Source organism: Cellulosimicrobium sp. JZ28 (assembly GCF_015327065.1).
Lineage (GTDB): Bacteria > Actinomycetota > Actinomycetes > Actinomycetales > Cellulomonadaceae > Cellulosimicrobium > Cellulosimicrobium funkei.
This window is the reverse complement of sequence record NZ_CP017660.1, coordinates 255,254-280,625: the sequence shown is the minus strand read 5'-3', so window position 1 is coordinate 280,625 and position 25,372 is coordinate 255,254. Positions and strand designations below refer to the sequence as shown.

Genomic DNA, 25,372 nt, shown 5'->3' with positions numbered 1-25,372 from the left:
GGGGTGCTCGGAGCCGGACCTCGTTCACCGCGCCACGGTCCGCACCCCGCCCTACAGTGACGACAGAGGGACGACAGGAGCTGCCACCGGCTCCGGGACGGAGCGGAGGGCGAGATGTCGAGCAGCGGCGCAGCAGGTCAGAGGACCGTGAGCGAGCGGAGCGCCCACCGGAAGGCGATCGGCCTCGCGGTCGCCGCCGCCGTCGGCGGTTTCCTGTTCGGGTTCGACAGCTCGGTCATCAACGGCGCCGTCGCGGCGATCGAGGGCCAGTTCGACCTCGACTCCGCGGTGACGGGCCTCGTCGTCGCGATCGCTCTCCTCGGCTGCGCGCTCGGCGCGTGGTCGGGCGGCCGCCTGGCCGACCGGTGGGGCCGCACGCGCGTCATGGTGTTCGGCGCCGTCCTGTTCTTCGTCTCCTCGATCCTCTCGGCGATCGCGTGGTCGGCCTTCGACCTGGCCATCTGGCGGTTCATGGCGGGCGTCGGCATCGGTATCGCCTCGGTCATCGCGCCCGCGTACATCGCGGAGATCGCGCCGGCCCGCCTCCGCGGCCGCATGGGCTCGCTCCAGCAGCTCGCCATCACGATCGGCATCTTCGCCGCGCTGCTCTCCGACCAGCTCCTCGCGGAGACCGCTGGCGGCGCGTCCAACGAGCTGTGGCTCGGGTGGGAGGCGTGGCGCTGGATGTTTCTCGTCTGCGTCGTCCCCGCTGCGGTCTACGGCATCCTCGCCCTGCGCATCCCCGAGTCGCCCCGGTACCTGGTGGCGAAGGGCCGGGACGACGAGGCGCGCGCCGTGCTCGAGTCCGTGCTCGGGCCGGACGAGGACGTCGACGACCGCATCGCGCAGATCCACCGCTCGATCGCCGTCGACGAGAAGAACGCGCAGGAGGGCACGCTCAAGGGCTCGGCACTGGGCCTCAAGCCGATCGTGTGGGTCGGCATCCTGCTCTCGGTGTTCCAGCAGTTCGTCGGGATCAACGTGATCTTCTACTACTCGACGACGCTGTGGCAGGCCGTCGGCTTCGACGAGAGCCAGTCGTTCCTCGTCTCGACGATCACGTCCGTGACGAACGTCGCGGTGACGTTCATCGCGATCGCGCTCGTCGACAAGGTGGGGCGACGCCCGATCCTGCTCATCGGTTCGGCCGGCATGACCCTCTCGCTCGGGATCATGGCGCTCGCCTTCACGCAGGCCAGCGGGAGCGGGGACAACATCAGCCTGCCGGACCCGTGGGGCCCGATCGCCCTCGTGGCCGCGAACGCGTTCGTCGTGTTCTTCGGGGCGTCGTGGGGCCCGCTCGTCTGGGTCCTCCTGGGCGAGATGTTCCCGAACCGGATCCGGGCCGCCGCCCTGGGCGTGGCGGCCATGGCGCAGTGGCTGGCGAACTTCGCCATCACCCTGACGTTCCCGCCGATGCTCGCCGCCTTCGGCGCCTCGATCCCCTACCTGATGTACGCGATCTTCGCGGCGCTCTCGTTCGTCTTCGTCCTGAGCAAGGTGCCGGAGACGAAGGGCGTCGAGCTGGAGGACATGGGCGACCAGGCCAAGAGCCGCTCCGGGCGCTGACCTCCCCTCCCGGTCCCCACCGAGCCCGGGTCCTCCCACGCCGCTGCGACGACGGGGACGGGCCCGGGCTCCGTCGTTCGCACCACCGCCTCTCACGGCCGGGAATTCCTTGCCCCACACAATGGTTGCTGAAAGCAACTTCGCGGAGTATGCTTGCCTGCAGCAACCAAGGAGTGCCTGTGCCTGTGACCGCCCTTCCCGCGACCGACGTCGCAGACCCCGGACTCACCCCGGACCCGTCCCCCGCGGCGGGACTCGTCCGCGCGCTCGACGACCTGGCGCGCGCCCAGCGGGAGTCCGCCGTCCGGATCGCCCGCGACCTCGACATGCCGCGGGCGTCGTTCGGTCTGCTCCGGATGCTCCAGCACTGCGGCCCCGTCCAGCTCGGGGACGTCGCGGCGAAGCTCCGGGTCGACCTCTCCGTCGCGAGCCGCCAGGTGAGCCACCTGGTCGACGCGGGCCTCGTGCGCCGCACGGTGGACGACGACGACCGGCGGGCCCGGACCGTCGAGCTCACCGAGGCGGGCCGCGCGCTCCTGGTGCGGGCGTACGAGCACATCGACGTCCTCGCCGCGACGACGTTCGCGGACTGGGGCGACGAGGAGATCGTCGAGGCCACGCGCCACATCGAGCGCGTCGCCGCGGCGGTCGTCGCGGTCCACGACTCCCCCCGCACCACCGGGTGACCGACGGCGCCCGGCGGCCCTGCGCCGTCGGGCCCGCGCCCCGACCACCGGCCGCACCGCGGACCGGCCCCCGACCACCTGACACCGCCCCCCGACACGTGCGCCCCGCCCCGGCCTCGTGAGCAAGGAACCCAGCGCCTGATGACCAGCACCCCCGCAGAACGCACCGCACCGCCCGGCAGCGCCGGCGCCCGCGCACCGATGACCCGCCGCGAGGTCATGGAGTCCCTCTCCGGGATCCTCCTCGGCATGTTCGTCGCGATCCTCGCGAGCTCGATCGTCTCGAGCTCCCTCCCGAAGATCGTCAGCGACCTCGACGGCTCGCAGTCGTCGTACACGTGGGTCGTCACCTCGACCCTGCTCGCCATGACGATCTCGACCCCCATCTGGGGCAAGCTCGCCGACCTCACCAACCGCAAGGTCCTCATCCAGATCGCCCTCGTCGTCGCGGTCGTGTCCTCCGCGCTCGCGGGGCTCTCGCAGAACGTCGGCACCCTCATCGCGCTCCGCGCGTTCCAGGGCATCGGCGCCGGTGGCCTCATGGCGCTCGCCACGGTGCTCATCACCGACATCATCTCGCCGCGCGAGCGCGGCAAGTTCATGGGCCTCATGGGCGGCATCATGGCCGTCAGCCAGATCGGCGGGCCGCTCCTCGGCGGCGTCCTCACCGACGCCGTGAGCTGGCGCCTCAACTTCTTCGTCGGCCTGCCGTTCGCCATCGCCGCGATCATCGTCCTCCAGCGCACGCTGCACCTGCCGAAGGTCGCGCGCCGCGTCGTCCGGATCGACTACTGGGGCGCGATCCTCATCAGCGCCGGCGTGTCCTCGCTCCTGCTGTGGGTGACGTTCGCCGGGCAGAACTTCGAGTGGCTCTCGTGGCAGACCTTCGCGATGGTCGGCGGCGCGGTCGTCGCGCTCGTCGGTGCCGTGCTCGTCGAGCGGGTCACGCCCGAGCCGCTCATCCCGCTGCACCTGTTCAAGAACCGCACGTTCGTCCTCGCGGTCGTCGCGTCCGTCGCGGTCGGCGTCGCGATGTTCGGGACCGCCGTGTTCCTCAGCCAGTACATGCAGGTCGCGCGGGGCAAGACGCCGACCGAGTCCGGCCTCCTCACGATCCCGATGATCGTCGGCACGTTCGTCGCGTCGACCTTGTTCGGCCAGCTCATCACGCGCTACGGCCGCTACAAGGCCTTCATGGTCACCGGCGGCGCGGTCCTCGTCGGGTCGCTCTTCGCGCTGTCGACGATCGACTACCACACGAGCTTCACGCTCATCAGCGTCTACCTGTTCTTCCTCGGGGTGAGCATGGGCATGCTCATGCAGAACCTCGTGCTCGCCGTGCAGAACACGCTCGCCGTGGAGGAGATGGGTGCCGGGACCTCGACCGTCGCGTTCTTCCGCAGCCTCGGCGGCGCGATCGGCGTGTCCGTGCTCGGCGCGGTGCTCGCGAACAAGGTCACGACGTCGATCCAGGACGGCCTCACCCAGCTCGGCGTCCCGGCAGGCTCGATGGGCGGCGGCAACGCCGTGCCCGACGTCTCGACCCTGCCCGCGCCGATCAAGGACCTCGTGGAGAAGTCCTACGGCGACGGGATCGCCGAGATCTTCCTCGTCGCGGTGCCGCTCGCGCTCGTCGCGCTCATCGCCGTGTCGTTCCTCAAGGAGGTGCCGCTCGGCACCAAGACCGGCCTCCAGGAGCGCCTCGAGAAGGAGGCGGCCTTGCTCGGCACGGACGCCCCCGTCGACGCGACCCCCGGTCGCGTGACGCTCGCGGAGGAGACGGAGTCCACGCTGCTCGGTGCCTACGAGCCCGCGGGCGTGGTCGACGACGAGGCGCGCCGGAGCTGACGCGCGCCGCGTGCGCGCACGACGAAGGGGCGTTCCCCGGCCGAGCCGGGGAACGCCCCTTCGTCGTGCGCAGGCCCGTCACGCCGTGAGGTAGATCCGCCTGCGGTGCAGCACGACGGCAACCGTGACCCAGAAGAGCAGGAGGCACGCCGTGACGGCGAGCTGCCCCGGCCATCCGCCGCCGAGCGCGGCCACCGCGCTGAAGAGCACGCCCTCCCCCGGGCCGCCCGGGTAGCGCCGCAGCAACGAGCTGAGCACGTGCGACCCGAAGTAGACGAGCAGGCTGTTGCGTCCGAGCGCCACGAGCCAGTAGAGGAACGCCGTGTCGAGCACCGGCCGGGACTCGATCTTCCGCGTCACGACGACCGCGATCCCCATGGCGATCGCGACGCCTCCGGCGATCGCCAGGGCGAAGGGCGGCGTCCACAGCCGTTTCATGGTGGGCAGGTCGGTCCCGAGCAGCTCCGCGAGGCGGGGCAGCAACCAGGCAGCCGCGAGGAGACCGGCCCCGAGGACCGTCAGCGGCCCGACGTACCGGCGGAGCGGGACGTCCGGGCCGCGCCGGTGGATCGCGAGGACCAGGTGCCCGACGGTCGCCCCGGCGGCGACGGAGACCATCGCGCCGTAGATCGCGACGAGTCCCTCCGGGTCGTGGCCCAGCAGTCCGCCGGCATACATGTGGCTGCCGAAGACCGCCCCGTCGATCGCCCCCGAGGGGTTGCACTCCCGCGTGAGCACCGAGTCCGGGCACCGGGTGCTCCACCACATGAGCAGCGCCGAGTAGGTGAGCGCGTAGAACGCCGTCCAGCCGAGCCACCCGCGCCAGGTCCGGGTGAGCTGGTGGCCCAGCGCGGTGAGCAGGACGACCGCCGCGTACAGCTGGAGGACGCCCGTGACGCGCAGGTCTCCCAGCGACTGGGTGCCGTCGACGACCCAGTTGTAGACCAGCCCGAGCCCGAAGAGGACCAGGACCCGTCGGGCGAAGCGGACCCAGTCGGTGCGACGGCTGAGCGCGAAGGCCAGACCGCACCCCGAGAGGGTGACGAAGATCGGGAAGATGACGTCCTCGAGGTTCACGCCGTCCCACGGCGAGTGATGGACGGACGCCGGCAGGATCACCATGCTGTTGATCGCGACGGAGGCGACGAGCATGATGCCGCGGAGCCAGTCGAGCGCCGCGATCCGCGTGGTCGGCCGCGTGCGGGCCGTGGTCGTCGCCGTCACGGTGCCACCCGGTTCCAGGCGCCGTGGTAGCTCAGGAACGCCTGCTGCCGCGACATGATGTGCGCCCGCCCGTTCCCCGCCTGGACGGGCACCTCGGTCCGGGGCCAGTGGTCGCCGGGGAAGGCCAGCCACCCGTACCAGGACTGCATCAGCCCGCGCGGCACGCCGCCCTCGTCAGGGGTCTCGCACATGAGCGAGCAGTACGCGTCCTCGTCGAGCGCGTAGCGGTAGGTCACGGCCGTCGGGCGGGGCCACGTCGCGACGAGGTTGCCCTCGACCGCGCCGTAGTCGGTCCGCGCGAGCGCCGCCGACACCGCGAGGTGGTCCGGGTGCGGGTAGTCGGCGAACGACGACGTCCCCGTGCACAGCTCGCGTCGGCAGTCCGGGGTCGAGACGACGCCTGCGGGATCGTTGAAGTACGACGCCCCGATCACGCGGGACAGCTCCAGGTCGGGCAGGAGCGTCCCCCGCTGGAGGAGGACCCAGGCGACCATGTAGTCGACCTCGTCCGCGGTGAGGTTCCCGTCACCGCCGTCGAAGGCGACGAGCGCGGCGTCCGAGCCGACCGCGTAGAGGATCGGGCCGGGGGTCTCCGCGTCCTCGACCGACCGCGGTGGCGTCCCTGCGGAGAGTCCCGGCGCCGGGACCTCCTCGAGGACGGGCAGCGTGTCGGCGGCCGCCCCGAACGCGTCCTGCCCCTGGCGGGCGGAGAGGTCCCGGTGGAAGCCCAGCCACGAGCCGAGCCGCGCGGCCCGGCACTCCGGGCTCTGCCGGCCCGTCGGTGCCGGGACGGGCCACTCCCCGAGCGGCGTCATCGACGGTCGGAGCAGGTCGGGCTCGCAGTAGCCGGTCGACTCCCCCTGCGTCCCGACGACCCACACGGTGTAGTCGTGCTCGTCCAGCGCGGCGATGCCCAGGAGGTCGTCGTCGGGGTGGGGTGCGACCACGACCTGGACCCGGCGCGGGGCGTCGAGAGCGGAGCAGCCGCTCAGCACCGCGACGAGCACGACCGCGAGCGCGACGACCATGCGCATGGGACGGCGAGCCACCACCGGACACGACCTCCCCTTGACCACCCTCGGGCCCGGGCAAGGATACTCGACCTCGTCCAGCAACCCCGATCGCCCCCGGCGGGTGAGGTTCCGGGGAGGAAGGTGACCGGGCCGTGCCCTTCGCGCCATGATGGCCCTGTGCCCCCCGAGACCGCTCCGGCCCGCCCCGTTCCCGACACCGCGCACGTCGACGACGACGCGTACGTCGACCTCGAACGCGAGCTGCGGATCCTGCTGCGCCGCGCCGGCGCGGTCGCCACGGGCATGGCCCGCCGCATCCACCCCGATCTGGAGGCGAGCGCCTACCCGCTGCTCGCCCACATCGCCGACCACCCCGGGGTCCGCGGCTCGGAGCTCGCGGCGCAGTTCGGCGTGGGGCGCGCCACGATCTCCCGCCAGCTCAGCCGCCTGCACGACCTCGGCCTCGTCGCGCGCGAGGTCGATCCCGACGACTCGCGCGGCCAGCTCATCACCCTGACACCCGACGGCGAGGCCCGCCTCCACGCCGCGCACAGCGGGCGGGTCACGTCGATCACCGAGGCGCTGGAGGGCTGGGACCAGCGCGACGTCGCGACGCTCGCGACGCTCCTGCGCCGGTACTCCGAGGACGTCGTGGGCTGGGCCGCCAACCGGTGACCCTGGCCCCCGGCGCGGCATGACCGTGCCCGACGGCGCCCGCCCGCCCCACGTCGCCCCGCGCGGCCGCGGGGTGGCCCGGGTCCGACGGCGGCCCGTCGTCGCGCTCGTCCTCGCGCTCGTCGTGGTGGCGGGCCTCGTCGTCGCGACGCGTGTCCCCAACCCGTGGGGCGACGTCGGCGGCGACGTGCTCTACGCCGTCGCGACCTTCGTCCTCGTGGTCCTCGTGGCGCCGCGCGTGCGCCCGCTCGTGGCGGGCGCCGTCGCGCTGGGGTGGTGCTGGGCGGTCGAGGCGCTCCAGGCGACGGGCGTCGCCGCCGCCGTGAACGACGCGGTCCCGCCCGCGGCGTGGCTGCTGGGCAGCACGTTCGCGGTGCGGGACCTGGTCTGCTATCTGGTGGGCGTGGCGCTCGCGTGCGTGGTCGACGCGGGCGTCGGCGCCCGGTCGGCTACTCCGCGCCGGCCTCGAACGTCAGGCTGACCGAGTTCATGCAGAACCGGTCGCCCGTCGGGGTCTGGGGCGCGTCGTCGAACACGTGGCCCAGGTGCGAGCCGCAGCGCGCGCAGCGCACCTCGGTGCGCACCATGCCGTGGCTGCGGTCGGTGAGCAGCTCGACGCGGTCGCCCGCGAGCGGGCTGAAGAAGCTCGGCCACCCGCAGTGCGAGTCGAACTTCGTGTCGGAGCGGAAGAGCTCGTTCCCGCACGCGCGACACGCGTAGACGCCGACGCGCTTCTCGTCGAGCAGCTCGCCCGTCCACGCGCGCTCGGTCCCGGCCTGCCGCAGCACGGCGTACTCCTGCGGGGACAGCTCGGCGCGCCACTCGTCCTCGGTCTTCACGACCTCGTAGGGCTGGTTCTCGTGGGTCTGGCTGGTCATGGTCCACCTCCGACGGTCCCAACCACGCCGACCGCTCCCGTGTTCCCGCCCCGCCCCACCCGCTGCGTGCAGGAAAAAGTCGCGGCCGAACCGGTTCGACCGCGACTCTCTCCTGCCTCAGCGTCGGGGCGTCAGCGCGGGCTGGAGGTCGAGTAGACGGTGCTCGACCCCCCGGCGGGGCGCTGCGCGCGGCCACGGCCACCGCGACGGCGCCCGCCGCCCTGGCCTGCTGCGCCGTTCCCGGTGCCCGAGGTGCCGCGGCCGTCCCGGGCGCCGCCCTCGGGGCGACCCGCACCCGTCGGGCGCTGCGCCGGGCGCTGACCGCCCTGGCCGCGCTGCGCCGTCGTGCCCTGGCCCGCGGGCTGCGCGGCCGGGCGTGCGCCGCCCTGGCCGCCACGGCCACGGCGCGACGCGCGCGACCCGCCGTTGGACGAGCCCGTGCCGCGCTTCGCCTGCGTCTGCGGCGGCGTGATGTCGGACGGGCGCACATACTCCGCGACCTCGCCGACGAGCCCCTTGATCGTCGCGTCGCCGGGCGCGACCGGCTGCGGCTGCGCGGTGATCTTCGCCTTGCGCGTGAGGTCGCGCACGTCGCCGCGCTGCTCCGGGAGCATGACGGTGACGACGACGCCCTCCGACCCGGCGCGGGCGGTGCGGCCCGAGCGGTGCAGGTACGCCTTGTGCTCCGCCGGCGGGTCGACGTGCACGACGAGCTCCACGTCGTCGACGTGGATGCCGCGCGCGGCGATGTCCGTGGCGACGAGCACCTTGACCGCGCCCGACGAGAACGCCTCGAGGTTGCGCTCGCGCGCGCCCTGGCCGAGGTTGCCGTGCAGGTCGACGGCGGGCACGCCCGCCGCGGTGAGCTGCTTCGCGAGCTTCTTCGCCTGGTGCTTGGTGCGCATGAACAGCACGCGACGGCCCGTGCCCGAGGCGAGCTCGTGCACGATCTGCTTCTTCGCGTCCGCGTCGCGCACCGCGAGGATGTGGTGCGTCATCTGCGGGGGCGCGGCCGCGGCGTCGTCCACCGAGTGGCGCACCGGGTTGCTGAGGTAGCGCTTGACCAGCTGGTCGACGCCGTTGTCCAGCGTCGCGGAGAACAGCATGCGCTGCCCCTGCTTCGGCGTCTTGTCCATGATGCGCTTCACGCCCGGCAGGAACCCGAGGTCGGCCATGTGGTCGGCCTCGTCGAGCACGGTGATCTCGATGCCGTCGAGCGTGAGCAGGCGCTGGTTGAGGAGGTCCTCCAGGCGGCCCGGGCACGCGATGACGATGTCCGCGCCCTTGTCGAGCGCGGCGACCTGGCGCGACTGCGCGACGCCGCCGAAGATCGTCGTCGTCACGAGCCCGAGCGCCTTCGCGACCGGCTCCATCGTGGCGTTGATCTGGTTGGCGAGCTCGCGCGTCGGGCACAGCACGAGCGCGCGGGGCCGGCGCGGGTGGCGCGACGACTTCGCCCACGACAGGCGGGCGACGGTGGGCAGCGAGAACGCGAGCGTCTTGCCGGAGCCGGTGCGGCCGCGGCCGAGGACGTCACGGCCCTTCAGCGAGTCGGGCAGCGTGGCGGTCTGGATGGGGAACGGGGAGTCGATGCCCTGGCGCGAGAGCTCGCGCACGACAGGGGTGGGCAGGCCGAAGTCGGCAAAGGAAGTCACAGGTGATGGGCCTCTCGGGGCTCAAGGTCGGGGTCCGCCGCACGCAATCCGGGGGGATCTCCACGACGCCGGGCGCGCGGGATCGCGCTGCCCTCGAACGTCCAGTGTCTCATGCCCGACGACGGGCGGCCGGGTGAGGTGCGTCTCGGCACTTTCGGGCACAGGGCCCTGTGGTGGAATGTCGCGCGTGCACGCCCTGGCGAACGCCCTCACCGTCCTGCCCGCCCTCCCCCGCGGCGGGGTCGCGGGAGCGCCCGACGACGCCTCCACCACGGGCGGTGACGTCGCCGCGTCCGTGGGGGACGTCGTCGGGCAGGTGTGGGAGGCCGCAACCACGCCCGTCCCTCCCCCGGCGGCCGCCGTGGTCGTCGCGATGGGCGTCCTCGCGCTCGTCGTCGTGCTCGTCACGCCCGTGTGGCGCGTGGCCCGGCACGTCGTGACCATCGCGCACGAGGCGTCGCACGCGATCGCGGCCCTGCTGACCGGCCGTCGGCTCGCGGGCATCCGCCTGCACTCCGACACGTCGGGGCTCACCGTCTCGTCCGGGCGCCCGCGCGGGTTCGGCATGGTCCTCACCGCGTTCATGGGGTACGTCGGCCCCGGCCTCATCGGCCTGGGCGCCGCCGCGCTGCTCCGCCAGGGGTACGCCGTCGGGCTGCTGTGGCTGCTCGTCGTGCTGCTCGCCCTCATGCTGCTGCAGATCCGCAACTGGTTCGGGCTCTGGTCCGTGCTCGTCACCGGCGCCGCGCTCGTCGGGGTGTCCTGGTGGGCGACGCCGCCCGTGCAGAGCGCCGTCGCCTACGCCGTGACGTGGTTCCTGCTGCTGGGCGCCGTGCGGCCGGTGCTGGAGCTGCAGTCCGAGCGGTCGCGCGGCCGGGCGAGCACCTCCGACGCCGACATCCTCGCGCGCCTCACCCGCCTGCCCGGCCTGTTCTGGGTCGGGGTGTTCCTCGTCGTGACGGTCGGCGCCGCCGTGCTCGGCGGGTCGTGGATCGTCGGGCCCGCCGCCTGACCCTCGCGTACCGGTCGCACCCCGGTCGAGCGGGCCTCGCAGGCCGGTCGAGACACGACGACGGGCCGCCCGACGGAGCGAGCGGCCCGTCGTGGGACCGAGGACGCGCCTGGAGGAGGAGGACGCGTCGTCGAGATGGTCCGGCGCGAGCGCCGGGAACGTCCCGTCAGCCCTGCGGCGTCAGGACGAACGCCGGTCCCTGCGCGTTCGGGTCCGTGTCGAGCGTGAGGTTCGCGAGGGTCGGGGCCGTGGCGGACTCCACGAACACCTTCGCCTCGCCGTTCTCCACGACCGTGTCGTCGGGCTGCGGGGCGGGGACGAGCGCGAGCTCGAAGCTGCCCGCCTGGTCCGCCGACTCGGCGATCCGCAGACCGCCTCCCTCGGGGACGCCGGCCTGGGTCTGCAGGTCGTGGACAGCGGTACGGGCGTTGTCGGTCAGGGTAAGCACGAGAGCTCCTCTCGTCGCCGGGCGGAACCTGCGGGACACGTCCGTGCGGCCCACGCCTGGCCGGCGTGACCTGCCGTCGGTGCACCCTCCCGCGGGCTCCTCGGTCTTCTCCACCGAAACAAGAACCCGCGACCGTCGCAAGCGAAACGCCCGGTTCTCACCAAATTTCTCACGGAGCAAGACCGCGGGTGACACGTCGCGGAGCGCCGCATAGGGTGCGCGCCCGCGGGGGTCGGGGTCTGAGTTCGGCACATACTGCCGGGGTCGGCACGTACTGCCGGGTTCGGCAGTCGCACCTGCCGATCTGGGTCGGGACGGCCGAACTCGGTCGGGACTGCCGACGGCGGGGCGCGGGTAGCCTGTGCGTGGACGCCACCGGCGTCCAGGGCCTCTAGCTCAATCGGCAGAGCTGCGGACTTTTAATCCGTAGGTTGTGGGTTCGAACCCCACGGGGCCCACTCTCTGAACTGCGAGAACGCTTCGAGAGTCGCACACCCGTTCGACCGTGCGTTGCAGATGCGTTGCATCGCAGGGCGATCCCACCTGCTCCTGCCGGGCCGCCCCGGCACGCCCGGGGTGCCATGGACGCCATGGGCCTGGGGGGCCACGATCGTCGTCGCGTCGTCGCGGCCGCCGCCGCGCTCGCGGTGCCGGCGGTACTCGCCGGATCGGCCGCGAGCGCCGACCAGGTGCCGACGGTCGCCCCGCTCCTCGCTGCCTACTCCCCCGTCTCGCCCGGGACGTCGTGCGTGCCCAAGGACGTCGCCGGCGTCGTCAACGCGATCGCGTGGGCCGAGATCGAGCGTCTCGGTGAGGCGGGCCTGCCGGTGTGCGACGTCGAGTGGCGGTTCGTCGCGGACCGCGACGAGTGGTGGTGGTGGGGCTTCGCCGACGCGGACGTTGCCCCCGGCGAGGTGCCCGACGTGTGGATCGTCCAGGACGTCGCGGCCTACGCCGACGAGGGCGCGGCCGAGGTCGACGGTGGCCAGCTCGAGCAGCACGTGCGCACGACGGTGCGGCACGAGCTTGGGCACGCGCTTGGCGCGCTGCTCGACCTGAACGACGAGAACCTCGCCGACCTGGTCGTCGTCGAGCTCGAGCAAGAGGGACCCGAGACGACCCCCGTGCGCGAGGCGTTCGCCGAGGCGATCGCCCTCGCGCTCACCCCTGCCGACGAGAACCGGACCGTCTTCTACGACGAGGACGTGCCTGAGGAGAACGTGCGGGCGGCCGAGCTAGTGCTCCGCGCGTTCGTGACCGACTAGCAGCACCCACAACAGAACGGCCCCGGCCGGTGCGCGAACACCGAGCGGGGCCTGACCACCACTAGAGGAACGGACCCTCCGCGATGGCTCTCGCTCACGCTAGCAGCACCCTGCCCACGGCGCCGACGCCGCCCGACCCAGCGACGTCCGCGCGCCGCCACGTGAACGCGTGGCGCGACGCCGTGTGGACGTCGACCCTCTCCGCGACGGACAAGCTCGTCGCCCTCTCCTACGCCGACCACGCCTCGACCGGCCCGCTCCGGGTGTGGGTCGCGTCCGAGCGCCTACAGGCGCGCACCAGCCTCGGTAGGACCGCCACCACGGCCGCCGTGCGGCGTCTGCGCGACGCGGGGTGGCTCACCCTCACCTCGGCCGGCGTGCGCGGCTCCACGGCCCGCTACGCGCTCACCACACCCGTCGCCGTCGAGCACGAGGACCAGGTCGACGACGTCGACGTCGTCGAGCACCAGGCGCACGAGCCGCGTGCGCCGCGACTCGTGTCGGATCGCGACGAACTCGTGTCGCCTCGCGACGAACTCGTGTCGCGAGGCGTGCCGGATCCCCTGTCCTATCCCCTGCCCCATCCCCCCACCAGGTCGCTCGCCGTCGTCGACGACGTCACCGGCGAGCGCGACGCGCTGCTCGACGGGGTGGTGGAGGAGATCCGGTCACACCCCCTCGCCCGCGGCCTGGCGGCCGCGGCGGCACGCAAGCACGCTCGCGAACTGCGCGCCGCCGGGTGGGCCCCTGACGACGTCGCCCGCGAGCTCGCCGCGCAGGACTTCACCGGCGCCCGCGGTCCGGGCCTGCTCCGCTACCGCCTCACCGCGCTAGCGCAGACCAGCCCGACGCCCCCGCCCGCAGCTCGCACCCACGCCCGCCCGACGACCGTCACGCGCGACCTCTTCGCCGAGGACGACGCCGCCCACGCGGCCGCTCCCCCGGACCCCGAGACCGTCGCCGCCGTCAAGGCGATCGCCTGGCGCGGTCGCACTACCCGCTGACCACCACGCACAAGAGGACCCGCCACCATGACCACCACGCCTCGCCCGACACCGTCCGCCCGGATCAACCCCGACAACCGCCTCGTGCTCGCCGGTCTGCTCGTCGTGCTCGTCGCCGTCGCCGCGGCCTCATTCACCCTGAGCTTCAACGGCCTCTCCGCGGCCGCGCCGTGGGCCGCGATCCCCGTCCGCCTCGCCTGGCTCGTGCCCGTCGCGCTCGAGGTCGCCATGCTCGGGTACGTCATCGCCGCGTTCGTCCGTACCCACCGCGGCCAGAGCGCGCTCCTGCCGTGGACGCTCGTCTGGGCCCTGACCACCGTGTCGTCCGCGATCAACGCCGCGCACGCCTGGGACGCCGGCCCCAAGGGTTGGCAGGGCGTCGTCGGCGCCACCCTCGCTGCCGGGTTCCCGTTCATGACGCTCGCCGCCGCCCACGTCGTCGCCGGCGTCGCGCTCGGCCCGCTGACGGACACCGCCCCGGTGACGGACGCGGACACCGTGGCCGTGACGGACGCGGACACCAAGGCGGCGTCCGCGAGCGCCGGACAGGCGGACGCGCCCGCCGTCGTCGGCGACGTCGCACCGGTCACGCTCGTCGTCGAGCGCACGCCCGAGCTGCACGCCGTGGACACCGAGACGACGGACGCCCGGACGGATAGCGGACACCCGGACGGTGTCCGCACGTTCCGGACGGCGGCGCGCGGACGCGTGGCCGAGCGCCTCGAGGAGATCGACCGTCTCGCGCTGACGACGGACATGTCCGGGCGCGCGATCGCGGACGAGCTCGGCCTCGGCCGGACGAGCGTCTGCGCCCGCGTGTCCGCGGTCCGGGCCGGACGGACGGACACGCGGACACCGGACACGAACGCCGTCCTGCTCGCCGTCTAGGCGTCCGTCCACGCGGGGACCGTCCATCGCCGGGAGGGGTCCGCGCCGATCGGCGTTGTGTGGTTCTGCCACCGGCCGACGTCGGCGCACCCCTCCGCGGCGATCGCTCCGCACACCGGACACGTCCACAGCGTGTGCCACCACGGCTCCGAGCACCCGCACCGGACGAACCGCTCACCCGGACGGTCGCGGACCGTCTCCCACGCGGACGCGCACGCCGGACACTGGCGCGGCGGTACCTTGAGCCACCGCCCGCGCCGAACCTCGACCCACCCGGGCCACCGCTGTACGTCCACCCGTTGAGTGTCGCATCGCTCGAACGCACGTTCGAGACCGGGTGAGATTGCCGTCCCACTTCCCGAGTGTCGCACTCACCTCGAGAGCGCTTGGGCTAGTGTCCGCCCACGTGAAGACAGCGTGGTTCGCACTGCAGTTGGCCGCCGCACGGTGGTGGTGGCTGTCTGCTGTGTCTGCGCTGCTACTCACCGGGGCCGGCCTGCTCGTGGGTGTGAGCTGGGCACTCGTCGCGGTGCTCGGGACTGCCGGTGCGCTACTTCTCATGCTGGATGCATCGTCCAAGCGGACCGTCACACTCGTGGCAGCCGACGCCGCGACCGAGTGGAAGGTACTCCTCGAGGACTGCCTTCAGCCGCTCGCCCGATGCTTGCTTCGCCTCGCCGTCAAGACGACCGCGGACGCGAAGAAGGAAGAGTTGGTCAGTGCGCTCACCGCGATCCTGACTGCCGCTCTCAGCCTGACGGAGGCACGCCGGTCGCGAGCGACGCTCTTCCGCCGCGTCAACATCGACGGTCAGGACTGCCTCGAGCCGCACCCGATGTTCACACACGGGCGAGGCGACGAGCCCGTCTCGCAGTTCTTCCCCCGCCGAGGGGAGGGCAAGGAGGTGTGGCGCGCAGCTGAAGCCGACGAGACCGTCTTCTACCCGGACATCCGCGTCAATCCACCCCCCGGCATGGACGCGGAGCGTGAGCGCGCCTACGTCTGCTTCATCACGACGCCGATCATCGTGGCGGGGCGCGTCGAAGGTCTCCTGACGATCAACGCGACCCGCGCGGGTGAGTTCTCTGAGAGCGACCGAGGCGTCATGCGAGTTTTGGGAGTCCTCGCCGGTGTGGCGCTCGCCACTTCCGGCGGGCGTTGGCCGGAAGATGGTGGACACTAGCAATGGAGGTGGTGACCGTGGCAACGAGCAATTGGTCTCGCGACATGGACCGTCGCATCGAGCAGATGCGCCGCGACCCCGTTCAATATCTCGAGGTGGCGCGCCGGGAAGCCCGGCGCAGCAACCCGCTCACGGCGAGCGTAAGCTCTCGCCGCACCCAGCAGACGGAGAAGCGCGATCCCCGACGCTGACGAAGCCCTAAGCAGGACGAAGCGCCCCCGCCCTCCCAGAGGAGGACGGGGGCGCGTTCGCGTCCGCCGCGGACAGGCACGGACGGACGGGTGAATTCCGGACAGGACGCCCACGCGCACCAGGTGCCGCCGTAGGCTCCCCGGCATGAGACGAACCCTCGCCGCCGCCGGCGCGATCCTGGCTCTCTCGCTCACCCTGTCCGCGTGCTCGGGCGACGCGCCCGACGAAGCCACCGCGGCTCCCGCGACCGAGACCTCGACCGAGGCCGAGGCGAGCGCCCCCGTCGACCGGACCGCCGACGTCCAAGCCGTCGCCGGCGACGTAGTCACCAAGGCCACCGAGACCGAGCCCGGGCGCATCGAGGTCGAGACCACGATCGCCGACCCGCGCAGCGACGCGGGCAGCGCCGAGGCGCAGAGCGCGATCGTCGTCTGCGAGGCCGTCAAAGGGCTCGGCGCCGAGCACGTGAGCATCCTCGAGGCCGACGGCTCGACGTTTGTCGTCGCCGGGCACCCGTCCTACGGGGAGGCATGCACCGAGGTCTAGCCAACCCCACCGCACAGACGACGAAGCGCTCCCGCTCCTCCCGTGCGGGAGGAGCGGGAGCGCTCGGTTCGCGAGGACTACCGCAGAATCGCGTCGACGCGCTCGGCACAGTCCCCGCCGGCGCGCATGGCTTCATCGACGACGACGGACGCGAGATCGCGCAGGCGGACGTTCTTGTCGTTGGACGCCTGCTTGAGGCGGGCGAACGCCTCGTCGGCGCTCACGCCGTGCGTGGCGATGAGAACACCCTTCGCCTGCTCGATCGGGCCACGGCCCTCCGCCGCCGCCAAGATGTCGCGGCGTGTGCGCTCGCTCGCACGAGCGGCGATCGTCGCGGTGATGTCGGTGAAGTAGCCCATCAGCTCCACGACCTCACCCGTCTCCCGGTCCCGGCGGCCCTGCCCTACCAGGGCGACGTACCGCTCGACGCCGTGGGCATCCATGATGCGGTGCACGCTCGAGAACGGCTCACCCGTGGCCTGGGCGTGGTCGAGGACCGCACGCACGTGCTCGCGGTCGTCGGGGTGCTTGTGCGCCAGGACGAGCTCGGTGGTCGGTACCACTTCGCCCGGCTCGAACCCGTGCACCCGGTACGTCTCAGACGACCACCACCAGGTGCCGGTACCCAGGTCGAGGCGGAATGGGCCGGTCTTCTGCCCAGCGTCGCGGGTGCGGTGATGACTCCTAGAGGTGTTTTCCACAGACATGTCCTGCTCCGGTTTTCTTCGGAGGCGGCGGCGAGCCAGGTCCAGACTCGATCCTTCGACCGTACCGTCGCCCCTTCGAAGCGCAAGAGGTGGCGCAAGCACGGAACCGCTTCGTAGATTGGTTGCGCGGCAACGGCGCCGCGGGGGCACTGGTTCCGTGATGAAGCCGCGGCCAGTGCACCTCCATCTCCTACCAGCACCGCCACCGACAGACGACGACGCGCCCCGCCCTCCCGGAGGAGGACGGGGCGCAGTCGCGGTCGGTACCGGTCAGGTGGTCGGTCGCCAGCCGAGCGCGAGGAGGTGCTCGACGATCTTGTCGGCCGCGCTGATCGGGCCCCGGCTCGTGCCGTAGGCGGCCTCGATGTCGACGTCGTGGAACTCGAGCAGGTCGCGCACGGCCTCGGCGACCTCGTCCTTGGCCGCGCTGACCTCGGGGACCTCGTACCCGGCGGGGGCGGTCGTGTCGACGACCGAGGTGATCGTGTACACGCCGTCGTCGTCGGGCTCGGCCTCGATGCCGGGGACGGTCTCGGGGAGCTGCTCGACGACCGCGAGGACCGCGGTCGTGATCGCGGCGGTCGCGGCCTGGACGAGGGCCAGGCGCCAGTCGACGTCGGACCACACGAGTGCAGACCCGATGGACGCGGCCAGGGTCTGGCCGAAGGTGCGCAGCGAGCGGTCGAGCAGCGCGGCCCACCGGGACCGGGTGGCGCCGAGCTCGGGCAGGGACGCGAGCGACGTCGCCAGGGACGCGACGGCGGCGAACGCGAACGCGAGCCCGGCCTGCCCGACGGCGGTCCAGTCCCCGCCGATCAGCGGGGCGAGGAACGGCAGCGCGGCGACGAGCACCGTGCGCAGCGCGCGGGCGCCGGCGGCCTGCCAGAACGCGGCCGTCAGGACGCGCGGGCGGGCGGCGGTGAGGGTGTTCACGGGGTGGCTCCGATCAGGTGGGCGAGCACCCGCAGGGGCTCGACGAGGAACAGGTGCAGGACGGCCAGCAGGCCAAGGACGCCGAGCGCGAGGGTGACGGCGCCGAGGGCGAGGACGGCGGGGAGCCGGCGCGCCGCGGCGAGCACGGCGCGCCGGGTGCGCATCAGCCGATCTCCGCGCGGATGCTCGCCGCGAGCGCCTTGCCGACCGTGCGCGGCTCGCCGAACGCGGCGATGATCTCGACGCGGTTCGCCTTGACGTCGGTGGACGAGATGGGGACCTGCTTGGTGGGCGACAGGACGAGGGTCCAGGCGTCCTGGTCGGTGCCGCGGATGATGAACGGGTAGCCCATGAGGATCTCCTCCATGTTGTCGGGCGGGGGCAGCGGGGGTGCTGCCGGGGCTGTGGGCGACGCGGTCGGGGTGCCGGTGAGCTCGGCGCGGACCATGTCGAGGAACCGGGCCCAGGGGAACGCGGGTCCGGGGTCGGAGCGTCGGGTCGGGTCGGTCTCGCCGTGGCCGATGAAGCCGGGCCGGCGCGCGAGCGCCTGCTCCCGGGTGATCCGCACGAGCGGGACGTCGATGCCCCAGTACGTCTTGAGGTCGCGGATCGCGGCGGCCGTCGTGCGCGCGCCCTGGCGCAGGATCGCGGTCACGAACGCGGGCGGGTACTGCGCCCACATGTGCGCCTGCACGGCGAACGAGATGCCGATCGACCACCGGTTCGTGAAGCGGCAGTGCCACGTCTCGTACCCGAGCGGGGCGTACTTCACGACCGAGTCGGAGTCGACGATGCGGTGGTACGACCCGGGCGTCGTCCGGTTCGTCAGGTAGTTCGCGACGCCCTCCGCGGAGGTGTCCGGCCCGACGAGGTCGGCCGCGCACTCGGCGGTGTGGATCACGATCGTGCCCGACGGTGAGGTGCCGCCGCGGCGCGGGTTGCCGATCTGCGGGGACCGGCGGTTCGGGTGGTCCAGCCCGTAGAACTCGCCCATGGGCGCCTCCTGGCATGACGGAGCCCCGGGCGCCGTGGGGCGGACCGGGACCGGGTTGGTGGTGTTTCAGGTGCCGGAACTGAGGTGCTCGTCGAGGCGTTCGCGCACAGTGCGGGTCTCGTCGCGCACCTCGACGACGTCCTCCTGCAGGGAGCCCACGTCCTTGCGCACGCCGCGGATCTCGCGGCGTGCGATCCCGACGGAGCGGCGGACCTCGCCTTGCTCGCTCGAGACGTCCTCGAAGCCGCGGCGGACCTCGTTGCGGAAGGCGTCGAGGTCGTCGCGCAGGTTCGTGTCGTGCGTGTTCGCGGTCTGGTCGCGCGCCTCGCGCGCGTCGGCAGCGACGGCCTCGAGCTTCTTGCGCATCGGCCGGTTCGCGAGCACGGTGCCGCCGGTGGTGATAAGTGCGACCGCGACGAGCGCGATCAGCCATGCCCACCACGGGGTGCCCGGTGGCGGCGGGGTCACGACGCGGGCACCTGGTCGACGTCGGCCGGGTCCAGCGCCGTCCAGTGCGCGACGAGCGGGACGACCGCCGTGTTGGCGAGGGTGCCGGACCCGTAGGCGCCGGGCAGGGAGAGGTTCCCCGAGTTGCCGGTGAGGAGGAGCGCGCCGACGTAGCCCGAGCTCGTGGCCGTGGTCCCGACGAACGTGGACCCCGGCGACCCCGGGCGGAAGCCCTCGCGCACCGTCAGGAGGCTGCCTGCCGCGCCGCCGCTTCGCGACAGCGCGCCGTGCATGGTGATCGAGTTGCCCGACCGCATGAGGAACGGCGTGTACTGCGAGCCCGCGGTCGGCGCCCAGCCGGACGAGATCTCCGACGGCGCGATCTTGACCACGCGCTCGGCCGGCACCGTGCGCCAGTTCGTCCCGTCGACCGTGTACTCGAACTCACGTCCCTCGCCGGCGTCCGCGCGGATCACCCACAGGGGCGACAGCGCGGAGACGATCCCGCCGGCACCGGTGAACGCCGTGGCGTAGGCGTTGCGCTCGGCCTTGTCGCGCACGGGCACGGGCGTGCCCCGGCCCGAGGTCCGGGCACCGCTCTGCGTGATGGTGACGTTCGCGTGGTTGGTGTTGGTGGCGCCGGCGCCGACGGTTGCGCGTGCGAGCTCGAGCGCGCCGGCCGGGATGGACGGCTCGCTCGGAGACCCGGACGCAGCGCCCTTGGCGACGCCGACCTCGATGTCCGACGTCGCGTCGCCGGCGTCGATGTCGAGGTGACGGATCCACACGATGTCGATCCGGGAACCGGACGCCGGTGCGGGGTTCGTGCTGACCGACAGGTTGCCGTCGTTGCCGGTGAGCACGACGCCGTCCGCGGTCGCGCGCACGACGGCGACGTGCGACGGCCCGAGTTGGTAGGCCCACCCGGCGGTGCCGGTGACGCGCCCGCCCGACAGCACGCCGGGGCGGGCGCCGAACGCGCCGGCGGGCGCGAGCAGGCCCGCGAGCGCCTTGCGGGCCTCGACAGGGGTGGTGCCGCGGGTGGCGTCCTTGCGGACGAACAGGCCACGGAACAGGGCCATGTCATGCCTCCTGGGGGGTGACGAGGGCGCGCAGCTCGTCGAGCTGTGCGGTGAGGTCGGCGATCTGGCGGGCTTGGTCGTCGAGGCGGCGTTGCTGGTGCTGGACGACGGGCACGAGTGCGGCGGTGAGGCGGTCGTAGGCGATCGCGTCGGGGCGGCCCTGCTCGTCGTAGAGGACCCACTGCGCGAGCCCGGCGTCGTCGAGCTCCTCGGCGATGAACCCGACGTAGCGGGTCCGGACGTCGGGATCGGCCTCGACCTCGAGTCGGTCGCGCCACGTGCGCGGGCGCAGCTTGAGCACGTCGTCGAGGTCGACGGCCAGGTCCTCGACGTCCTGCTTGTACCGCAGGGACGACGTCGAGCGCTGGACGACCCCGGTCGTCCCGATGTAGCAGTTGCCAGCGTTCGACGTCGTCTCGTGGTCGATGAACACCCGGGCGGTAGCGGAGCGCAGGACGATCTGCCCGCCGGAGTCGAGGGTGAGCCCGGCCGACCCCTTCACGGTCGCGGTGCCGTCGGTGGCCTCGACCCACGCGCTCTTGCCCTTGAGGGTGCCCCACCCGTTCATCGCCTCGAGGTAGACGTTGCCGTCGGTCGCCTGGAAGGTCGCGTACTTGGACAGCGACCAGAGGTTGTCGACGGGGCGTTCCACCTGGCCGATGTAGACGGAGCGGCTGCCGTCTGCGTCGACCTTGGCCATGAACACGTCCGGGCCCTGGGCGGCGTCGTCGTTGTCGGGACCGATGGGCGCCTGGATGAGCAGTCCCGTGCCGAAGGGGCTGCCGTCGGCGAGGGTGATCGGCCCGAAGTACGCCGCGGGTGATTCGTCGGTGTGCTCCGCGGTGATGGCGCCACCGTCCTTGACGGTGAGCCCGCCGGAGCTGATGGTCGCGGACTGCAGCGGGGCGGCAGTCTCGCGGTCGGCGAGGCGCCGCTTGATCTCTCGCAGCTCGATCAGGAGCGGGCCGAGCGGTGACGGGTTCTCCGGGGCGCGGCCCTTCCACCCCTGGTCGTCGCTCATCGGTTCTCCATCGTCGGGGCGAGCTTCACGCTCACCGAGGCGGACAGGTCACCGGACACCGACAGGACGCGAGACCGGTAGCGCCCCTCGCGCAGATACTCGTGCGTGGCGGGGACGTGTACGCGAGCCCAGTCCCCCGGCCGGTAGGTGCCCAGGCGCGGGGCGGTGTCGGCTCGGACTGTGAGCGCCCATGTCTGCCACGGTCGGCGTGCGGTGTCCGCGAGCGCCGCGGCGTGGGCGTCGAGGGTGGACTGCTCGAGGACGGACGTGAACGATCCGGTGGCCTCGAGCAGGGGGTACCCGGCGGCGAGGGGGGCCGGGTCGTAGGCGGTGCCGAGCATGAGGGCGCTCTCCATGCCGGAGCCGATGGCCCAGGTGCGTTGCGCGACGCCGGTCGCGTCGACGTCGACGGAGAGCTTGGTGAGGGGCCCGCGTGCGGCGCCGCGGTCCCAGGCCCAGTCATCGCCTGCCTGATGCAGGAGGGGGTCGGCGGTTGTGCCGGCGCGCATGACCCATTCGATCCGCAGGCCGTCGCCGGTGAGGCGGGGCTGCAGCGCGATGTCCGGGCCGCCGGCCACCTCGACGAGCTGCCGCACGCGTTCGCCCACGACGCCGAGCTCGTAGCCGGGGTAGTTGCGTACTGCGCTGCCGAGCTCGTCGTCGGGGAGCACGAGCGGCAGGGAGCCGCCGGCGTGGCTCATCGACGTCTGGATGAGCCGCTTCGCGATGGTGGCGAGCGACAGACCGGACCAGGACAGGGTCGTGGTCTGGGCTCGCTCGCCCGCGGCGAGAACCTTGACGACGAGGCGGTGGTCGAACACGGACATGAGGCCGGCGGCGCCGACCTTGAGCTCGCCGGTGTTGTCGTTGAAGCCGTGCTTCCAGATCGGACCAGCCTCGAGCACGTCGCCGTCGTCGGTGATCGCGGCGAGGTAGCAGCGGGTGGGCTCGAGGTAGCCGAGCAGCTCGCGGCGGGCGCGGACGTCGCGGGTGCGCAGGGGCACGGTCGCGTCGATAGTGCCGGCGTCGTTGAGGACGGTCGACCATGCGCCGCCGTTGTCGGTCGTGGGGACGGTCGCGAGGATCTTGCCGGTGACGAGCTCACCGCACACGATGCGGATCACAGGGGCCTCCTCACCACCAGGCCGGCGCCCAGGTGACCCCGAGCGTGGCGGACGTGTAGGACCCGAGCGGGAGGAACATGACCTCGGTCCCGCCGTCGGCCGGGACGGGGAACCACTCGCGCACGGTGAGCGAGCCGGACCGGTCGGCGACGCTGTCCAGGAGCACAGCCCCGGTGGCGGAGTCGATGGTGATCGACGAGCCGGCGGCGACATCGCCCTCGAAGCGCAGCCGACGTCCGGTCGAGACCTCGAGGACCTCGAACCCGCCCGCGATCGCGCCCGAGGTGCGGAACCGCGGCCAGGACTCAGCCGTGCCGTCGTTGGACAGCACGACCCGTCCCGTGCCGCCGCTCTCCCCGAACTCGAGGAACCCTGTGTCCGTGGCGCCGTCGGTGAAAAGGTCGAACTCGAGGCCGCCGACCATCTGCGGGAAGCCCGTGAATGTGCCGAGCTCGTCGCCGTACCCGACCGGGTCCGGGGCGTAGAGCTGTGCCTCAGCGGACGCGAGCCCGAGCTCGTACCGCATGTCGGTCGTGATCCGGTGCCTACGCACCTTCACGTCCCAGCGGACCGGTGCGCCGCGGTGCGGGAGGTAGACCCACAGCGGGATCAGGTCTCCCACCGTAGGGACCATCGCGCGGCGCAGGTCCGCGAGCGCCTGGTCGTAGGTGACGCCGAGCTCGGGCTCGGCGGCGACCTCTAGCTCCCACGCGATCACACGTCCCTGGGCCCAGTCTTCGCCGGCGTAGTCGCCGTGGGACCAGGGGCGCGCCTCGTCGGAGGTGCGCAGCGACGGAAGCTCGTCCAGGCCGGACAGCGACGCCCATTCGTAGGCGGTGCCCGGCCCGAGCAGCAGCGGGCCGAGCCTGGCCTGCCACGGCTCGAGCACGGGCGCCGTCGAGAGCATCCCGGCGGACGACAGGGTCGTGAGCGTCTCGGTCACGCGGTCCCTCCCTATCTCGATGCCCAGGCGAACGCGTCGCCGACGTCGGCCGGGGACATGCCGTCGGCGTGGAAGTGCTCGATGTGCAGCGGAGCGCGGCCGCCGTTGTCGCGGTCGGTCGCGCGGTTCACGTTCGAGACGAACTCGTCGAGCCGATCCAGCGGCACGACGGCCTCGGGCCCGCGGCCCTCGCCGATGACGGCGAGAGTCGCTCGGGTCGCGATACCGCCGTCGGCCAGGAACGGGATGTTGGGGGTGTTGATCGTGAACCCGGCACCGGCGAGACCGATCGCGTCGGTGAGCGCGTTCTTCGGGACCTTGAGCTCGACCTTGAAGTCGTTCCACCAGCGGATCACCTTGTTCAGCGCCCCGCGGAAGGCGTCAGAGATCCCGTCCCACATGCCCGACGCGGCCGACTTGATCTTGCCCGGCAGGCCCTTCACGAAGCCGACGATCTTGTCCCAGTTCGTGACGATGAGCCCGAGCGGGGACCACTCCCACACCCGGCGCACCGCGCCGAGGATCGCGGACATGACGTTCGAGACGGTCTGCTTGCCCTTCTCGAACATGACGCCGATCGCCTGCCACCCGGCCTGCAGGAACGGTAGGGCGGTGTTGTTCCACCAGTCCGTCACCGCGGAGATCGCGACCTTGATCGCGGCCCACGCGACCTGGACGATCTTCTGCCCGGCCTCGGTCTTCGTGAAGAACCACACCAGGCCGCCCACGAGGGCCGTCACGGCGGTCAGGACGATGCCCAGGGGGTTAGCCCGCAGGGCCGTGTTGAACAGCCACTGAGCGGCCGTGGACGCGGCGGTGGCGACCTTGCCGGCGTTCGTCGCGACCGTGGACGCGACGGTCGCGAGCTTCATGTTGTTCAGCGCGACGACCGTCATGCCGACCGTGGTCGCGAGCTGCGCGGCGTCCCCGCCGAACGCCTGCACCCCGACGGCGATGTCGCCGACCGGGCCGGGCATCCCGACGAGGTCCTGCTTCCAGCCCTCGAAACTGCGACGCAGCTCCTCGACCCGGGCCTTGGGGTTGCCCGACAGGGTCGCGGCCATCTTGTCCGCCGCGCCCGCGGTCTCGCCGAGACCGGCCTGCGCGCCACCGAGCGAGTCGAGGAACGCGGGGATCTGCGACGTGCCGAGGTCCTCGAGCGGGGTGCCGAACAGCGCGATCGCGGTGTTCGCCTGCGTCGCCGGGTCGGAGATCCCCTGCAGCCCCGACACGATCGTCGAGAACGCCGCCGCCGACCGGTCGCCGCCGGCGAGGATCTCGTTCGACATCTCCTGGGCGTTGAGCCCGAGCGCGTCGTAGGCAGCCACCGACGACGTCGACATGTCGGTCGCCCGGATCGTGAACTCCTTGAGGGCATCGCCCGTCTTGTCGATCGCGATGCCGCCGTTCGCGCTGGCGTTGACCAGCATCGCCATCGCCTGGTCGCCCGAAAGGCCGAGCTGGGCGAAGTTCACGCTGTACTCGTTGAGCGCGTCCAGCGCCTCACCACGCATCGACGCCGGCACCCGCTGCAGCGACGCGGTGATGAGGTCGAACGCCTGCGTAGCGTCCTTCGCCAGCCCGTTCTTGATGAGGATGCCCGCCGTCGTGGTCGACTCGGCGACGTCGACACCCATCGCCTGCGACAGCGCGAGAGCCTTCTCGGTCGTGGCCTGGATGTCGCCCTCGGCCGCGTCGCGCATGCCGGAGATGTTCCCCACGACCGCCTCGACGCCGGCGGCCGCCTCCTCCATCGACTCGCCCCACGCGGCCCGGTACGCGCCCGACGCGGCCGCGCCCCACGCCTGGGACTGGGACGCCGTCGCGCCGAGCGAGGCGTCCAGGCGGTCCGTGATCGCCGCGGAGTCGATGTTCGCCGCGAGCGCCTCGCCGATCTCCTTGCCGGCGAACGCCGCGGCCGCACCGGCCGCGGCCTTCCCGGCGTTGGCCTTGAACGACTCCCACGCCTTGGCGGTGCGGTCGTCGCCGAGGATGTTGACGACGAAGTCCTTCGCGTTGCCCACAGCGGCCCTCC

26 protein-coding genes and 1 tRNA gene are annotated in these 25,372 nt (G+C 72.5%); 12 read left to right on the top strand and 15 right to left on the bottom strand.

Annotated elements, in window-relative coordinates:
• Positions 1-114 precede the first annotated feature (114 nt).
• The 3 genes from BJP59_RS01340 to BJP59_RS01330 all read left to right on the top strand — a co-directional run bounded on the left by BJP59_RS01340 (position 115) and on the right by BJP59_RS01330 (position 4,103).
• Complete coding sequence (locus tag BJP59_RS01340) at positions 115-1,569, top strand: sugar porter family MFS transporter (RefSeq protein ID WP_021482816.1); 1,455 nt, start codon at positions 115-117, stop codon at positions 1,567-1,569.
• A gap of 185 nt (positions 1,570-1,754) precedes the next feature.
• Positions 1,755-2,255, top strand: coding sequence for a MarR family winged helix-turn-helix transcriptional regulator (locus BJP59_RS01335; RefSeq protein WP_021482815.1), 501 nt, complete (start codon positions 1,755-1,757; stop codon positions 2,253-2,255).
• A 141-nt stretch (positions 2,256-2,396) separates the two neighbouring features.
• On the top strand, positions 2,397-4,103 hold the full coding sequence (locus tag BJP59_RS01330; protein ID WP_194521998.1) for an MDR family MFS transporter: 1,707 nt from the start codon (positions 2,397-2,399) through the stop codon (positions 4,101-4,103).
• A 78-nt stretch (positions 4,104-4,181) separates the two neighbouring features.
• On the opposite strand, the gene BJP59_RS01325 is transcribed toward BJP59_RS01330, so the two are convergent.
• Both BJP59_RS01325 and BJP59_RS01320 read right to left on the bottom strand, forming a co-directional pair.
• A complete protein-coding gene (locus tag BJP59_RS01325) occupies positions 4,182-5,327 on the bottom strand; it encodes a heparan-alpha-glucosaminide N-acetyltransferase domain-containing protein (RefSeq protein ID WP_021481803.1) in 1,146 nt (381 codons plus the stop codon).
• Positions 5,324-6,376 (bottom strand): hypothetical protein, encoded by a 1,053-nt coding sequence (locus tag BJP59_RS01320; RefSeq protein ID WP_194521997.1) that lies wholly within the window; start codon positions 6,374-6,376, stop codon positions 5,324-5,326. The genes BJP59_RS01325 and BJP59_RS01320 overlap by 4 nt, the downstream gene beginning before the upstream one ends.
• 141 nt (positions 6,377-6,517) lie before the next feature.
• On the opposite strand from BJP59_RS01320, the gene BJP59_RS01315 reads away from it, so the two are divergent.
• The gene (locus tag BJP59_RS01315) at positions 6,518-7,015 is read left to right on the top strand and encodes a MarR family winged helix-turn-helix transcriptional regulator (protein WP_228485213.1); all 498 of its coding nucleotides are present in this window, start codon (positions 6,518-6,520) and stop codon (positions 7,013-7,015) included.
• 19 nt (positions 7,016-7,034) lie between these two features.
• Complete coding sequence (locus BJP59_RS01310; protein WP_228485212.1) at positions 7,035-7,496, top strand: ribosomal maturation YjgA family protein; 462 nt, start codon at positions 7,035-7,037, stop codon at positions 7,494-7,496.
• On the opposite strand, the gene msrB is transcribed toward BJP59_RS01310, so the two are convergent.
• Complete coding sequence (msrB, locus tag BJP59_RS01305; RefSeq protein ID WP_194521996.1) at positions 7,465-7,893, bottom strand: peptide-methionine (R)-S-oxide reductase MsrB; 429 nt, start codon at positions 7,891-7,893, stop codon at positions 7,465-7,467. The genes BJP59_RS01310 and msrB overlap by 32 nt on opposite strands.
• A gap of 131 nt (positions 7,894-8,024) precedes the next feature.
• Positions 8,025-9,548, bottom strand: a complete 1,524-nt coding sequence (locus BJP59_RS01300) for a DEAD/DEAH box helicase (protein WP_194521994.1) — start codon at positions 9,546-9,548, stop codon at positions 8,025-8,027.
• Between the two features lie 295 nt (positions 9,549-9,843).
• On the opposite strand from BJP59_RS01300, the gene BJP59_RS01295 reads away from it, so the two are divergent.
• Positions 9,844-10,560: a M50 family metallopeptidase gene (locus tag BJP59_RS01295; protein ID WP_061266574.1), complete on the top strand. Its 717-nt coding sequence runs from the start codon at positions 9,844-9,846 to the stop codon at positions 10,558-10,560.
• A 166-nt stretch (positions 10,561-10,726) separates the two neighbouring features.
• On the opposite strand, the gene BJP59_RS01290 is transcribed toward BJP59_RS01295, so the two are convergent.
• A complete protein-coding gene (locus tag BJP59_RS01290; protein ID WP_021479822.1) occupies positions 10,727-11,008 on the bottom strand; it encodes a HesB/IscA family protein in 282 nt (93 codons plus the stop codon).
• 385 nt (positions 11,009-11,393) lie between these two features.
• Here BJP59_RS01290 and BJP59_RS01285 point away from each other — a divergent pair.
• From BJP59_RS01285 to BJP59_RS01260, 6 genes are all read left to right on the top strand, one after another.
• Positions 11,394-11,466: transfer RNA gene (locus BJP59_RS01285), tRNA-Lys, on the top strand.
• A gap of 123 nt (positions 11,467-11,589) precedes the next feature.
• Positions 11,590-12,273: a hypothetical protein gene (locus BJP59_RS01280; RefSeq protein WP_194521993.1), complete on the top strand. Its 684-nt coding sequence runs from the start codon at positions 11,590-11,592 to the stop codon at positions 12,271-12,273.
• 161 nt (positions 12,274-12,434) lie between these two features.
• Positions 12,435-13,277, top strand: a complete 843-nt coding sequence (locus BJP59_RS01275; RefSeq protein ID WP_194521991.1) for a hypothetical protein — start codon at positions 12,435-12,437, stop codon at positions 13,275-13,277.
• Between the two features lie 27 nt (positions 13,278-13,304).
• Positions 13,305-14,165, top strand: a complete 861-nt coding sequence (locus BJP59_RS01270; RefSeq protein ID WP_194521990.1) for a DUF2637 domain-containing protein — start codon at positions 13,305-13,307, stop codon at positions 14,163-14,165.
• Positions 14,166-14,571: 406 nt separating this feature from the next.
• Positions 14,572-15,348: a GAF domain-containing protein gene (locus BJP59_RS01265; protein WP_194521989.1), complete on the top strand. Its 777-nt coding sequence runs from the start codon at positions 14,572-14,574 to the stop codon at positions 15,346-15,348.
• Between the two features lie 336 nt (positions 15,349-15,684).
• Complete coding sequence (locus tag BJP59_RS01260; RefSeq protein ID WP_194521987.1) at positions 15,685-16,086, top strand: hypothetical protein; 402 nt, start codon at positions 15,685-15,687, stop codon at positions 16,084-16,086.
• Positions 16,087-16,163: 77 nt separating this feature from the next.
• On the opposite strand, the gene BJP59_RS01255 is transcribed toward BJP59_RS01260, so the two are convergent.
• The 10 genes from BJP59_RS01255 to BJP59_RS01210 all read right to left on the bottom strand — a co-directional run bounded on the left by BJP59_RS01255 (position 16,164) and on the right by BJP59_RS01210 (position 25,361).
• Positions 16,164-16,787 (bottom strand): PAS and ANTAR domain-containing protein, encoded by a 624-nt coding sequence (locus BJP59_RS01255; protein WP_194521986.1) that lies wholly within the window; start codon positions 16,785-16,787, stop codon positions 16,164-16,166.
• 276 nt (positions 16,788-17,063) lie between these two features.
• Positions 17,064-17,726 (bottom strand): hypothetical protein, encoded by a 663-nt coding sequence (locus BJP59_RS01250; RefSeq protein ID WP_194521985.1) that lies wholly within the window; start codon positions 17,724-17,726, stop codon positions 17,064-17,066.
• A complete protein-coding gene (locus BJP59_RS01245; RefSeq protein WP_194521984.1) occupies positions 17,723-17,890 on the bottom strand; it encodes a hypothetical protein in 168 nt (55 codons plus the stop codon). The genes BJP59_RS01250 and BJP59_RS01245 overlap by 4 nt, the downstream gene beginning before the upstream one ends.
• Complete coding sequence (locus BJP59_RS01240) at positions 17,890-18,720, bottom strand: N-acetylmuramoyl-L-alanine amidase (RefSeq protein ID WP_194521983.1); 831 nt, start codon at positions 18,718-18,720, stop codon at positions 17,890-17,892. The genes BJP59_RS01245 and BJP59_RS01240 overlap by 1 nt, the downstream gene beginning before the upstream one ends.
• 66 nt (positions 18,721-18,786) lie before the next feature.
• Positions 18,787-19,188 carry a DUF2746 domain-containing protein gene (locus BJP59_RS01235; protein WP_194521982.1) on the bottom strand — a complete coding sequence of 134 codons (402 nt, stop codon included), beginning with the start codon at positions 19,186-19,188 and terminating at the stop codon, positions 18,787-18,789.
• On the bottom strand, positions 19,185-20,249 hold the full coding sequence (locus tag BJP59_RS01230) for a hypothetical protein (protein WP_194521981.1): 1,065 nt from the start codon (positions 20,247-20,249) through the stop codon (positions 19,185-19,187). The genes BJP59_RS01235 and BJP59_RS01230 overlap by 4 nt, the downstream gene beginning before the upstream one ends.
• Before the next feature lies 1 nt (position 20,250).
• Positions 20,251-21,270, bottom strand: a complete 1,020-nt coding sequence (locus tag BJP59_RS01225; protein WP_194521980.1) for a tail fiber domain-containing protein — start codon at positions 21,268-21,270, stop codon at positions 20,251-20,253.
• A complete protein-coding gene (locus tag BJP59_RS01220) occupies positions 21,267-22,394 on the bottom strand; it encodes a hypothetical protein (RefSeq protein ID WP_194521979.1) in 1,128 nt (375 codons plus the stop codon). The genes BJP59_RS01225 and BJP59_RS01220 overlap by 4 nt, the downstream gene beginning before the upstream one ends.
• A gap of 10 nt (positions 22,395-22,404) precedes the next feature.
• Positions 22,405-23,337 carry a phage tail domain-containing protein gene (locus tag BJP59_RS01215; RefSeq protein ID WP_194521978.1) on the bottom strand — a complete coding sequence of 311 codons (933 nt, stop codon included), beginning with the start codon at positions 23,335-23,337 and terminating at the stop codon, positions 22,405-22,407.
• Between the two features lie 11 nt (positions 23,338-23,348).
• Positions 23,349-25,361: a phage tail tape measure protein gene (locus tag BJP59_RS01210; RefSeq protein WP_194521977.1), complete on the bottom strand. Its 2,013-nt coding sequence runs from the start codon at positions 25,359-25,361 to the stop codon at positions 23,349-23,351.
• Between the last annotated feature and the right edge of the window lie 11 nt (positions 25,362-25,372).